This window comes from Pseudomonas iridis (assembly GCF_017980685.1).
GTDB classification, from domain to species: Bacteria; Pseudomonadota; Gammaproteobacteria; order Pseudomonadales; family Pseudomonadaceae; genus Aquipseudomonas; species Aquipseudomonas iridis.
In genome coordinates this window covers 162,398-174,840 of sequence record NZ_JACXXO010000005.1, presented here as the reverse complement: position 1 = coordinate 174,840, position 12,443 = coordinate 162,398, and the positions used below count along the sequence as shown (strand labels likewise).

Genomic DNA, 12,443 nt, shown 5'->3' with positions numbered 1-12,443 from the left:
CGAGCGCGCAATACGGTGGCAGCAGGCCTTCATCCGACAGTTCGACGGCGGGCGGCTTTTGAAACAGCCACACCGCGCCGGACCGTGGAGGGTTGACCACTGCGGTATCGCTGAGGTTCAGGTCGATTCGCAGCTCACTGCCATCGCCCAGACGCCAGCGCGCACTGACGGCCGCATAACCCAGCATTTGCGCGCCAAGGGCCTGTGTGCCACTGAGGTGCGGAATGATGTGCTGATGGCGCAATTGCAGAAGTTGCCGGTACAACGCGAGGGTTTCCTGCTGCTGCGCGGTGCCGCCGTCTATCAGTCGTGGCTGCGAGGCGTGGAAGGTTTGCTCGGCATTGGGATCGGGAATCTGCTCGCGTTTATGCGGATCGGCGAAGGCGCTGAACGCGGCGAATTCATTGCGCCGGCCTTCGCGAACCAACTCCGCCAGTTCGCCATGATGGCTGGTGAAAAACAGGAACGGCTGTTCGGCGGCGAACTCGTCGCCCATGAACATCAGCGGAATCATTGGTGACAACAGCAGCAACACGGTCGCGGCCTGCAAGGCTCGAGGGTCGGCCAGTTGATGCAGGCGTTCGCCAAAGGCACGGTTGCCGATCTGGTCATGGTTCTGCAAGAACAGCACGAAAGCGGTGGACGGAAGATGTTCGCTCGGTTCACCCCGAGGCTCGCCATGGCGGGTGATGTGCCCCTGAAACACAAAGCCCTGGCTCAGGCAGCGCACAAGTTGCTCGGTCGGCTGCAGCGCGTAATCGGCGTAATACGCATCGGTTTCGCCGGTCAGCAGCACGTGCAGGGCGTTATGCCCATCATCGTTCCACTGCGCGTCGTAGTCCTCTTCGAGCAGGCTCGACTGGTTGAATTCGTTCTCCACAGTCAGCCAGACGTGCCGGGAAGGATCGACCTGCTGGCGGATGCGTCGGGCCAGTTCGCGCAGGAATTGCGGGTCTTCAATGGCATGCACCGCGTCCAGGCGTAACCCGTCGAAGCGGTATTCCAGCAGCCACATCAAAGCGTTTTCGATGAAAAAATCACGGATTTCCAGGCGGCGGAAATCGATCCCGGCGCCCCACGGCGTGTGCTTGTCCTCGCGGAAAAAGCCTTTGGCATAGCGGTTGAGATAATTGCCGTCGGGTCCGAAGTGGTTGTAGACCACGTCGAGAATCACCGCCAGACCATGGCCGTGCGCGGTATCGATCAGGTGTTTGAGCTGTTCGGGCGTGCCGTAGGACGCTTGCGGTGCGTAGTGCAAGACGCCGTCGTAGCCCCAATTGCGATCGCCGGGATACTGCGCGATCGGCATCAGTTCGATAGCAGTAATGCCCATTTCGGCCAGTCGCGCGAGATGCGTTTCAACCGCCGCAAAGCCGCCGAGCGCGCCAACGTGCAGTTCGTAAATCACCGCCTCGTGCCACGGGCGACCGTGCCAGGTGAGGTGTTGCCATTGATAGGCGAGAGGGTCGACCACCACACTGTGGCGATCGATGTCACCGTCCTGGGCTCTGGAGGCCGGGTCGGGCACCTCCAGTTCGCCATCGATGTTGTAACGGTAGCGAGTACCCGCCGGACAGCGGGTCTTAACCACAAACCAGCCGTCTGCCTGAGGCAGCATCGGCAGCGACTCTCCATTGTCCAGTTCTACACTGACGTAAAACGCGTCAGGTGCCCACAGCGCAAATTGTGTGTGTTCGGCGTCCAGCTTGATCGCGCCGTGGGGCCAGTTCTCTTGGGTCCGTAACGGCATCGTTAAAAAACTCCCTGCTTATTTGTGGTGAGCCTTACCCAGTGCCTTGGCGACCAGTTTTTCGTAAAGTTCAGCGTACGGCTCGACCGCTTTGCACCAGTTGAACGGCGCAGCCATGGCGCGGCAACGCATGGCGTTGAGCAGTTCAGGGAAAGCGAAAACCTTGAACGCGCGGCTCAGCGCTTCGCGATAGCTTTCAGGCGTGGATTCGTCGAAGAGGAACCCGGTCATGCCATTTTCAATGGTGTCGGCCAGCCCCCCGGTGTTGCGCGCCACGGGCAGCGAACCAAAGCGTTGCGCATACATCTGGCTCAGGCCACAAGGCTCATAACGCGAAGGCATCAACAGGAAATCGCTGCCGGCAAACATGCGGCGTGCGTCAGTTTCGTTGAAGCCGATGCGCACACCGATCTGGCCCGGGAAGCGCAGCGCCAGCTCACGCATGGCCTGTTCTTCTTCCGGTTCGCCACGTCCGATGATCGCGATCTGCCCTCCGTTCTGCACGATGTACTCGGAGACAGCCTCGGTCAGGTCCAGGCCTTTCTGATAAACAAGGCGCGAAACCACGGCGAACAGCGGGCCAGTGGAGTCTTTAAGGCCAAACAATTGGCGAACGTGCTCGGCATTGACCGCTTTGCCTTCCCAGTCGCCGATGGCGAACGGTGCGAACAGGTGCGGGTCGGTTGCGGCGTCCCAGCTTTCATCGATGCCGTTGGGGATGCCACTGAGCAAACCTTGCTGGGTCTTGGCGGCGAGGAAACCGTCGAGACCGCAGCCGAAATCCGGGGTAGTGATTTCCTGCGCGTAGGTCGCACTGACCGTGGTGATGTGGCTCGAATAAGCCATGCCGGCCTTGAGGAACGACATCTTGCCGTAGAACTCCATGCCTTCCTGTTGCAGGGCATGGTTCGGGATGCCGAGTTCAGGGCACGAGCCCAGGCTGGTCACGCCTTGGTAAGCCAGGTTGTGGATGGTGAACAGGGTTGGCGTACGCTGACCGCGCCAGTGCATGTAAGCAGGCGCCAGGCCAGCCGGCCAATCGTGGGCGTGCACCAGGTCCGGGCACCAGTGAATTTGTGCGAGGTTGGCGGCGATGTCGGCAGCGGCCAGGCCCAGACGTGCGAAGCGGATGTGGTTGTCCGGCCAGTCGCGGCCGTTGTTGGCGCCGTAGGGCGAGCCTTCACGCTCGTAGAGTTCAGGGCAGATCAACACGTAGATCACCAGCCCGTCGGGCATGTCCATGCGCCCGATCTTGCACGGCGGCAGTGCTGCATGGCCGCCGAGTTCGCCGATGATATGGATAGGGTTTTCGCTGTGCATCACCTGCGGGTAACCGGGGATCAACACCCGGACGTCGTGCAGATGCGCCATGGCGCGGGGCAGGGCGGCGGACACGTCACCCAGGCCGCCGGTCTTCACCAGATCGGCGATTTCCGATGTCACGAACAATACTTTTTTCTTGTTGGGATTCTGACTGGCTACCGGTGTCAGTGTTTTGCTGCTCGGGACGTTGATCGACCGGCTGCCGGGAATGCTGACGGTGCTCGCTTCGCCTATCGACTGCTGAGCACGTTCTCCCTGAATGTCCAATGCCGCACTGATCATATGAATCTCCCGTGTTTTTGATCTGATTCTTGTCTCAAACAAACGATGTTCATGGCCAAATCCTGTGGCCGGGCGCAAACGCACCGCGCAGTGGGGAGCAAACGCTACCCAACACGCGCAAAGCAGAATGGGTGGAGAGGCCATTGCAAGGATTGCACCACTCGCTTCAGCCCTACCTTTGAGATGACCCGCCGGGCTCTGCAAAAGTTTCGACTTTTTTCCGAGTTTGTGACCGACAGTTTTTACCTCGCGAAAATGAGTCTAGGCCAGATCCTAGAGCGGGCCAGAGCAAATGGGTAAATTGTTCGACAATCGGTTACGCGGTGTTGCGAGGGGAGGTATGCGGAGGGAAACGCACCGACGAAGGGCAGGTTTTTTTGCCTGGAGGGGTCAAAACGGTGACCAGTCGGTCACGATTTCGTGCTAGCGAGGGAGACGAGCGCACTGTTGTGGTGCGCGCGGTTTGTTAACGTGTTGCCTTCAATGGCCTTATCGCTGGCAAGCCAGCTCCCACAGGACTGGCGGCGTACACAAATCCTGTGGGAGCTGGCTTGCCAGCGATGGCGGCGCAGAGGGCGCAGCAATGTCGAGAGGTTGATATCAATTCAGCAAGCGCACCGCACTGCCCGCCGTCCAAGCCTGAATATCCTCGATCATTTGTGAAAAGAACTGCTGATAATTCTGCCGACTCACATACCCCACATGCGGGGTTGCCAGCACATTGTCGAGTGTGCGAAACGGGTGCAGCGCTGGCAGCGGTTCCTGATCGAACACATCCAGTGCCGCGCCGCCGAGCTGTTGTTTCTGCAAGGCCTTGATCAGCGCTGCTTCATCGACAATCGGGCCGCGGGCGGTGTTCACCAACAGCGCAGTCGACTTCATCCAGGCCAATGCCTGAGCATTGACCAGCCCACGACTGCGGTCGCTGAGCACCAGATGCACGGACAGCACGTCCGCCTGTTCAAACAATTGCTGCTTGCTGACATAGGTCACGCCGGCTTGTTGCGCGCGCTCGGCCGTGAGGTTTTCGCTCCAGGCGATAACACGCATGCCAAATACCTGCCCGAACTGCGCCACCCGTTGGCCGATGCTGCCCAAACCGAGGATGCCCAGCGTCTTGCCATGCAAATCGCCGCCAAGACCTTGTTGCCACCCACCTGCGCGTAATGCATTGGCTTCATTGAGCAGGTTGCGCGTGGCGGCCATGATCAGCGCCCAGGTCAGTTCCGGCGCGGCGTGTTTGTAGCTGTCGGTGCCGCAGATCCTGATGCCCAGCGCCGCTGCGGCTTGCATGTCCAGCGCTGCGTTGCGCATACCGCCGGTCACCAACAACTTGAGATTGGGCAAACGATTGAGCAGATCTTCGTCAAAACGCGTGCGCTCGCGCATCACGCAGATCACCGAGTACTTGCCCAGGCGTTTGGCCAGCGTGGCATTGTCCGCCGGGTAATCATGTTCGAACGTCACCTCACCGACGCCATCGAGGACAGACCAGTCGACCACGTCACGCGCCACGTCCTGCCAGTCATCGATCACCGCAATCTGCAACGCCATCAGCCTTACCTCATCAATCAACGGGATTGGTTTTGTTCAGCCAGCCGAGCAGGGCCTGGTGAAACTTCGCCGGCTCTTCCATCTGCGGCGCGTGGCCCATGCCAGGGAATTCAACCAGAGTCGACTGCGGGATCAGTTTGGCGACCTGTTTACCAAGCACCTCATAGTGACCGATTTTCGCTTTCACCTCAGGTGGCGCGAGATCCTTGCCGATGGCCGTGGTGTCGGAGGTGCCGATCAGCAACAGTGTCGGCATCTTCAAGTCCTTGAACTCGTAGTACACCGGCTGGGTGAAAATCATGTCGTAGATCAGCGCCGAGTTCCACGCCACCTGGGTCTTGCCCGGGCCTTTGCTCAGGCCGGCGAGCATGTCGACCCAGCGGTCGAACTCCGGTTTCCAGCGGCCATCGTAGTAAGTCGTGCGCTCGTAGTCGCGAATGCCTTGGGCGGTAACTTTCAACTCCCGTTGGTACCACTGATCCACCGTCCGATACGGCACGCCGAGGGCTTTCCAGTCTTCCAGACCAATCGGGTTGACCAGTGCCAATTGGTCGACCTGCTCCGGGAACAGCAGCGCGTAACGCGTGGCGAGCATGCCGCCAGTGGAATGACCAAGCAGGGTGGCTTTCTGAATGCCGAGCGCTTTGAGCAATTGCTGGGTATTGGTTGCCAGTTGCTGGAAGCTGTATTGATAGTTGTCCGGTTTGCTGGAGGTGCAGAAGCCGATCTGATCTGGCGCGATCACCCGGTAACCGGCTTCGCTCAGGGCCTGGATCGAACTGTCCCAGGTGGCTGCGCAAAAATTCTTGCCGTGCATCAGCACCACGGTGCGACCGTTGGCCTTGCCGAGGGCGGCGACATCCATGTAACCCATCTGCAGGGTTTTGCCCTGAGACTGGAAATCGAAGTGTTTAAGCGTGTAGGGGTATTCGAAGCCTTGCAGCTGTGGCCCATAGGCCGGACCTTCGGCGGGGGCTGTTGCGGTTTGCGTGGCGCCATGGGCAAACAGCGGCAGGGCGGCAGTCAGGAAGAGGCCGGGCAGCCAACGGGATAACGTGACAGACATAAGGGCTAACTCCATTGAAATCGGTCGATGCTGGGACGGCAGGATTAGGGCGACATTAAACACAGGCAATGTGCGGCGATGATGGTTCAACCGATCCAGCCCAGCGTCAGCATGGCCAGCACGCCATACCGCGCGCCTTTGGCGAGGGTGACGATCAACAGGAAACGCCCGAGCGGCTCGCGCATCACCCCGGCAACCAACGTCAGCGGATCGCCAATAATCGGCAACCAGCTGAACAGCAGTGACCAATGGCCGTATCGTTCATAGTGCTTGCGTGCGGTTTCCATGTGCCTGGCGCTGACCGGAAACCAGCGTCGATCCTGAAATCGCTCAAGCCTGCAACCCAGCCACCAGTTGACCAGCGAGCCAAGCACATTGCCCACCGTCGCCACCGCCAACAATCCCCAGAGCCAGTAATGGTCGCTGACGATCAACCCGACCAGCAAGGCTTCGGATTGCAGTGGCAGCAACGTCGCGGCGCCGAAGGCGGCAAAGAACAGTCCTGTGTAAGCCGCGCCCATCAACGGGCCGGGTAGTCCGCCACTACGACGTCAGCGCCGTCCTTTTTCAGACCAATCACTTGATAAGCATCGCTCATGCCGTCCATTTCCATGCCCGGTGAGCCCATCGGCATGCCCGGTGCGGCAACACCCAGCAGATCGTCACGCTTGCTCAGGGCCAGCACTTGCTCCGCCGGGACATGGCCTTCGACAAATTTGCCGTTGATGATTGCGGTGTGGCATGAGGCAAGCCGTGGCGGCACGCCGTGTTGTTGCTTGAAGCTGCTCATGTCGGTTTCAACGTGATCTTCGACTTTGAAACCGTTGGCTTCGAGATGGCTGATCCATTTCTTGCAGCAGCCGCAATTGGCGTCGCGATGGACTTCGATGGGAATCAGGTCGGCAGCCTGGGCCAGGGAGGAGATGAACAGGGCGCTCAGGGCGACCAGACGCAGGTGGGTTCGCATGACGGACTCTCGACTCGGGTGGCGGTCAAAAAGAACGTATTTTGACCGGTTTTTCCTGCCAGGCATCAACTCAGTGTTTCAAGTTGCTACAAGGCAGGCTGGCAGGATAATCGTAGATCAACCCTGACAGCCCCATGAGCGAGAGATGACAAATCCGTAAGGTTGCACGCGATCCTGTGTAGGAGCTGCCGCAGGCTGCGATCTTTTGATCTTTTAAAAGCAACATCAAAAGATCGCAGCCTGCCGCAGCTCCTACATGAGATAGAGGTGAATCAACTGACCTTGAAGCGCCCCATGATCGCACTCACCCGGCTGTTGGCTTCCAGCAACTGGCGGGTGTTGAGTTCACTGGCCTGGCCGCTTTGAACCAGTTCATCAACCATGTGGCGAATTTGCACCATGCTGCGGTTGATCTCTTCGGTCACCGCACTTTGCTGCTCGGCGGCGGTGGCGATTTGCGTGCTGAGGCTGTTGATATGGCTGACGGAACCGGCCATTTCATCCAGCCCCGAGTTGACCCGTGCCGTGGCATCGGCCGCCGACTGGCAACTGGCCTGAGTGTTTTCCATGGCGCTGACCGACGAACTGACACCTTGGGTCAGGCGCTTCAACATCTCGTTGATTTCCGAAGTGCTGGCCTGGGTCCGGGCCGCGAGGGCGCGCACTTCATCGGCCACCACGGCGAAGCCGCGACCCTGTTCACCGGCGCGGGCCGCTTCGATGGCGGCGTTGAGGGCCAGCAGGTTGGTCTGACCGGCAATCGCACCGATCACCCCGAGAATCTCGGTGATGCGTTGAGCGTCCTGTTGCATGTTTTCGACTTTATGGGTGGCGCTGGCCACTTCATCGATCAGCGCAACCACGCTGTTGGTCGCCTCGCCCACCACCACCCGCGAACGGTCGGCGTTTTCGTTGGCGCGCTGGGTGAACGCCGCGGTTTCTGCAGCGTTCTGCGCCACGCTTTCGGCGGTCGAGCTCATCTCGGTGATGGCGGTGACGGTCTGATCGGTTTCCGAAGCATGACGCAGCAGAATCTGGCTGGTATGCGTCGACGTGCGTTGCAGGTTGTCGAGGCTCGACGCCATGGCGCCGGTGGCCTGGGTGACTTCACTGATCATGTTTTGCAGATAGGCAATAAAGGTGTTGACCGAATGACCGATGGCGCCGAGTTCGTCCTCGGCGCGGATGGTGATGCGTCGGGTCAGGTCGGCATCGCCGCTGGACAGCAGGTCGATGTTGGCTTTCAGCGCTTTCATGCGCGAAACCAGCTGACGGATCGCGTAGACCTGCAACAGCACCAACAGAATCACCAGCGGAATCTGCAACAGGCTCAGGGTGCTGAGCACGTCGTCACGCTGGGCGGTGAGCATTTTGGTCGGCAGGGCAGTGGCGAGGAACCACGGCGTGCCCTCGATCGGGCGCATGAAGAAGGTGCTGGCTTCACCGTTGTTGTCGAATTCGACGCGCTGCGCCTGATCGCGGCTTTGCAGACCCGCCTTGACCTGGCTGGCGAAGGTCGAGCTGGCAGCCAGTTCGCTGATGTTCTTCAGCACGATCGGTCCGCTGATGCGCGAACTGTTGCTGATGATTTTGCCATCGGCCTCGACGATGAGCATTTCGGCGTTGAGGTCTTTTTCCTTGCGGGCCACCAGGTCGTTGAAGAAACCCAGGGTGACGTCGATGGTCGACACGCCCCAGGCATTGCCGTTTTTCTGGATGGCCATGGCGCAGTTGGTGCGCGGCTCGGCGCTGGCGTCGTCCTTGTAGGCCGCCGCCCAGGCGCACTGCCCGCGCGGGGTGGCCATGCCGCCCTTGTACCAGGTCTGGTCGTAGTAGTTGGGTGCCGCGTCACTGTTCCAGAACGTGTTGACAGCCAGTTTGCCCGAGGCATCGCGATGCCAGAAGGTGCTGAACTTGTTGCGCCCGGCTTCACGCTGGCCGGGTAGCGGCCAGATACCACCGCCAAACACTTTCAATTCGCCGTATTGATCCACCAGGCCCGGCAATACCGTGTCGATGGCCGCGCTGTCGAGCAGCGGGATGGTCTGGGTGATGCTGCGTTGTTGCGCCTGAACCTTGTTCAACTCGCCCTGAATCTGCTCCGCGACTTCGGCAATGCGGTTGAGCACCACCTGTTCTTCGGTTTGACGCAGTTTGGGTGCGACCAGTTGGCTGATACCGACCACGGTCAGCACTGACAACAGCAGCATGAATAGAACCAGAAACAGCGTGTAGCGAGCCTGAATAGTGCGGAATGCGGGCATGGAAACCGGTCCTTGAGCTGCGATTCTTATTAGGGGCGGGAGGCGTAAACAGTGCGGGTATCACTAGGTATCGTCGTTGCCGTGAGAAGCTTTAGGTACCGGCGTGCTAAAAAGCTGAATGCCGATGACTGGTCGGTATCGAACCTGATACACAGGAATTAGCCAGCCATGGCACCGGAGTGAATTTCTACCGGTCGCGCTTCGAGGGAGGGCTTGAAAGCCAGCATCCACGGAGGTCTGCTGATTTGTATCGAGAATGTACGAGAATTGTAAGTGAGTGCACAAAAAGGGTTGGTGCCATCAGTTAGCCGGTGGATACTCCCCGGCATTCGAGTGGTTCAACAAGGATATTTCATGTTCACTTCACAGGGAGTTTTCTCATGACGATTGGCATTGTCGGCGGCTGGGAAAGCAAGGCTGGCGTCATGGTGCGTAATACTGGCGCGAAGAAACAGGTGGCACAGAGCGTCAAGGTGCAGCAGATGCTGACCATGGTCGGTAACGATCCCAACGCTTTGAATACAGCCGAGATGGACAAGCAAGGCCTGCGCAAAAACATCAAGGGCTTTGATCCCGCGAACGTCTCGGTAAAACAGATGGGTAATCTGGCCGCGATGCTGCGTAGCCGAGGGCTGATCTCCGAAATCACGTCCTTCACCTTGCTGAATGCTGGTGACAAGTTCGATCGTTTCGGCGTGACCAAAGACATTGATGTCAAATTCAACGCACTGGAGTATTTCGCGACTCAGCTTGATGCGATCCAGAGCAATGGTCTCAATGGCAATGCCTACGGCAAAAATCTGATCCCCGAATTCAAGAAAGCCATTTACGTCCTGCAAAACCTGAAAACCTATGGGGAAGGCAACGCGCCGCTTCCCGATAAAGACGGCATCAAAGCCAGGGCTTGAGCCGCCAGACAATGACCCGCTCAAGGTGAACGGGTCATTCGCAAGATCGCGGTACGCTCAAGTCACAGCGCTATCTTGCTCAGGTGAGGTGCGACTTGCTGTTGTGCCTGATCGTGTAACTGCTGCATCTGCGGGCAGTGCAACTCAAGTTTTCCCAGCCGGTAACCCCGGTGAAACAGCGCCAGCCATCCTCCCTCCTTACCCTCGACGGGGGCCAGCCCGGTAAAGACAAATCCGATTGCAGCCAGTCTGTTCAGGTCGCAGGTAAATTGCCGTGACAATCCGAGCCGGATCGACACCAGCCATTGCTGCGGCAATCCCCTTAGCTGCTCGAGCAGATCGGGCCGCAGGGCCTTGAGCAGGATGTCGTAACGATTGGTGTGTTGTTCCAGCTGAATCGCGGGACCACGCCAGTGAAATCGTTGCTCTTGCGTGCCGAATACATCACATAAATGTTCCATGAAACTGCGGTAAGCAGACGGCCAGGCCTGCCTTGGCAACGGGCGTTGATACCCGTCGATGATGCGACATCCCAGGACAATCGATTCCGGCGTTGAGCTACCAAACGGCGAGGGCACGTAGTCCGGCAACAGCGCGGTGTTATGAAAACCGAGGTTGGCGGCCATACGTTGCGTGTACGTGTGGTGAGTGACCTGTTTGATGGACACGTCGTGGCAGCCCAGTGCTTGCGCGTGAGTCAGCAGTTGCTGGCTCAGACGTGTGGCAATGTTTTGTCCCCGGGCATCAGGATGGACGGCGCTCAATGCCAGTTCGGCCGTGCGGGCGCCTGTGTGGCGAAACAGGGTGGCGTGTCCGCGTATCTGCCCGTCGACCTCGGCGACCAGCGAGTGCCAGCGCTGGTGGGCGTGGTTCTGGTTGATCATCTGCGGCAGATAAACGTGCGGTTGCACATAAAGATCGCCGTACACCTCGCGGAACAACTGGCTGACCGCCGTGGCATCGCTGGCGCGATAATTACGCAGAATCGGCGGTTCCATCCGGACCCTCCTGATCCTTGTGTTCATAACGACGCAGGTCCAGCACGCGCAGGCATTTGCCCGAACGGGGATGTCGTGGCAGATCCTCATGCGTGCAGCACTGGATGTGCAGTTCCAGCAAATGATTCGTCCGTAATTGCGTGATCAACGGATAAAGCTCAAACATTGAGGTTTCCAGTTGCCGATTGACGTCGGCGCGGTCGGGAGACTGTGCAGTTGGCACCCATTTGAGCGTCAGCACGTCCTTGAGCGCGACCTGTTCAATCACCAGTTGCCAGTCGTCACAGGCAGCGTCGCGGCGTATCAGCTCGGCGATTTCCTTGGGGACCAGCGACAAAATGCCCACTCGGACTCGTTGGCTGCTGGCGCTGCGGCCCTTGATCGCGAATTTTCGCTGCGCAGTGCCGAGCGGTTCTCGCCAACAGGCGCGGTCGCCTACCGGGTATCGAATCAGCGGCATCAAACGCCGGTGGGGACTGGTCAGAACGAGCAAACCCACTTCATCGCAAGACTCGATCACCTCTCCCGTGTATTCGTCGATGATCTCCAGGATGGCGTGACTTTCATGCATTCGATGCTCGCCCTCGGCGCAGTCGCGCTGACTGCTGCCGATGAAACCGGCGTCGACGCTGGCGTAGCCGATGGAGGCGATGCGCGCGTTGGGAAACGTCAGTTTGAGAAGCTGGCGCTGTGAATCAAACAGACTTTCGCCGCCGTAGAGCAGCGTGTCGACAACCGGCAAGGTTTGCTTGCGACGTTCAAGCCAGGCGGCAAAGGTCAACAGATGTGCCGGCAAGCCTGCAAGCACGTTGATCCGATGCTGCTGGATGGACTGCGCCAATACCTGCGAATCGATGTCGCCGGTGAACGGGAACTCGGTGATGTCCACACGCACATGTGCCAATGAATCGTGAATGAACAGGAAGCTGGCATACAGGTCGCCAGCAAAAAACAGATTGGCGACCCGGTCTCCCGGGTTGAATTGCGCGCTGAGGGCGTTGCCGAAATCGCCGACCAGGCGCCGCCATTCATCCCGATTGTAAATAGAGAGTTTCGCGGCACTGGTGGAACCGCCGGTTCTGAATACCAGTGCCCCCTGCGCTGAGGCGGTCAATACCGGCCACAGGTCGAGGGTTTCGCTGTGACGCCAGAATTCGTCGGGATCAACGATCGGAAGCTCGGTGAGCAACGCGACTTGTCCAGGGACTTCGGCAAAGTGTTCGCGGTAATAGGGCGAGTGCTGACGAGCGAAGTTGATCAATTCGCCCACTGAGTCAGTGATGTTCACAAGGTTGACCTTTTATGGTTTCTGGCTTGACTCACGGGAAGTA

At 59.0% G+C, this 12,443-nt stretch carries 9 protein-coding genes and 1 pseudogene; 1 reads left to right on the top strand and 9 read right to left on the bottom strand.

What is annotated here, in order from left to right:
• Nucleotides 1-61: 61 nt before the first annotated feature.
• The 7 genes and pseudogenes from treZ to IEQ42_RS11440 form a co-directional block, all read right to left on the bottom strand.
• A pseudogene (gene treZ / locus IEQ42_RS11470) lies at nucleotides 62-1,750 on the bottom strand (malto-oligosyltrehalose trehalohydrolase); the annotation flags it as partial.
• Nucleotides 1,751-1,768: 18 nt separating this feature from the next.
• On the bottom strand, nucleotides 1,769-3,355 hold the full coding sequence (gene glgA, locus IEQ42_RS11465; RefSeq protein WP_210703598.1) for a glycogen synthase GlgA: 1,587 nt from the start codon (nucleotides 3,353-3,355) through the stop codon (nucleotides 1,769-1,771).
• 600 nt (nucleotides 3,356-3,955) lie between these two features.
• Nucleotides 3,956-4,909, bottom strand: a complete 954-nt coding sequence (locus tag IEQ42_RS11460) for a D-2-hydroxyacid dehydrogenase family protein (RefSeq protein WP_210703597.1) — start codon at nucleotides 4,907-4,909, stop codon at nucleotides 3,956-3,958.
• A 13-nt stretch (nucleotides 4,910-4,922) separates the two neighbouring features.
• A complete protein-coding gene (locus tag IEQ42_RS11455) occupies nucleotides 4,923-5,975 on the bottom strand; it encodes an alpha/beta fold hydrolase (RefSeq protein WP_210703596.1) in 1,053 nt (350 codons plus the stop codon).
• Between the two features lie 86 nt (nucleotides 5,976-6,061).
• Complete coding sequence (locus tag IEQ42_RS11450; RefSeq protein WP_210703595.1) at nucleotides 6,062-6,496, bottom strand: YqaA family protein; 435 nt, start codon at nucleotides 6,494-6,496, stop codon at nucleotides 6,062-6,064.
• Nucleotides 6,496-6,942 carry a DUF411 domain-containing protein gene (locus tag IEQ42_RS11445; protein WP_150596301.1) on the bottom strand — a complete coding sequence of 149 codons (447 nt, stop codon included), beginning with the start codon at nucleotides 6,940-6,942 and terminating at the stop codon, nucleotides 6,496-6,498. Before IEQ42_RS11445 ends, IEQ42_RS11450 begins: the two co-directional genes overlap by 1 nt.
• A gap of 272 nt (nucleotides 6,943-7,214) precedes the next feature.
• Nucleotides 7,215-9,206: a methyl-accepting chemotaxis protein gene (locus tag IEQ42_RS11440; protein WP_210703594.1), complete on the bottom strand. Its 1,992-nt coding sequence runs from the start codon at nucleotides 9,204-9,206 to the stop codon at nucleotides 7,215-7,217.
• A 380-nt stretch (nucleotides 9,207-9,586) separates the two neighbouring features.
• On the opposite strand from IEQ42_RS11440, the gene IEQ42_RS11435 reads away from it, so the two are divergent.
• Nucleotides 9,587-10,114, top strand: coding sequence for a hypothetical protein (locus IEQ42_RS11435; protein ID WP_210703593.1), 528 nt, complete (start codon nucleotides 9,587-9,589; stop codon nucleotides 10,112-10,114).
• Between the two features lie 62 nt (nucleotides 10,115-10,176).
• Here the strand turns inward: IEQ42_RS11435 and IEQ42_RS11430 are convergent, their stop codons facing one another.
• Nucleotides 10,177-11,112: a GNAT family N-acetyltransferase gene (locus tag IEQ42_RS11430; RefSeq protein ID WP_210703592.1), complete on the bottom strand. Its 936-nt coding sequence runs from the start codon at nucleotides 11,110-11,112 to the stop codon at nucleotides 10,177-10,179.
• Nucleotides 11,090-12,400 carry a phenylacetate--CoA ligase family protein gene (locus IEQ42_RS11425; protein ID WP_210703591.1) on the bottom strand — a complete coding sequence of 437 codons (1,311 nt, stop codon included), beginning with the start codon at nucleotides 12,398-12,400 and terminating at the stop codon, nucleotides 11,090-11,092. Before IEQ42_RS11425 ends, IEQ42_RS11430 begins: the two co-directional genes overlap by 23 nt.
• Between the last annotated feature and the right edge of the window lie 43 nt (nucleotides 12,401-12,443).

Excerpts from the sequence above, each read along its gene's own strand:
- glgA (WP_210703598.1), bottom strand. The coding sequence starts at position 3,355 with ATGATCAGTGCGGCATTGGACATTCAGGGAGAACGTGCTCAGCAGTCG.
- IEQ42_RS11460 (WP_210703597.1), bottom strand. The coding sequence starts at position 4,909 with ATGGCGTTGCAGATTGCGGTGATCGATGACTGGCAGGACGTGGCGCGT.
- IEQ42_RS11455 (WP_210703596.1), bottom strand. The coding sequence starts at position 5,975 with ATGTCTGTCACGTTATCCCGTTGGCTGCCCGGCCTCTTCCTGACTGCC.
- IEQ42_RS11450 (WP_210703595.1), bottom strand. The coding sequence starts at position 6,496 with ATGGGCGCGGCTTACACAGGACTGTTCTTTGCCGCCTTCGGCGCCGCG.
- IEQ42_RS11445 (WP_150596301.1), bottom strand. The coding sequence starts at position 6,942 with ATGCGAACCCACCTGCGTCTGGTCGCCCTGAGCGCCCTGTTCATCTCC.
- IEQ42_RS11440 (WP_210703594.1), bottom strand. The coding sequence starts at position 9,206 with ATGCCCGCATTCCGCACTATTCAGGCTCGCTACACGCTGTTTCTGGTT.
- IEQ42_RS11435 (WP_210703593.1), top strand. The coding sequence starts at position 9,587 with ATGACGATTGGCATTGTCGGCGGCTGGGAAAGCAAGGCTGGCGTCATG.
- IEQ42_RS11430 (WP_210703592.1), bottom strand. The coding sequence starts at position 11,112 with ATGGAACCGCCGATTCTGCGTAATTATCGCGCCAGCGATGCCACGGCG.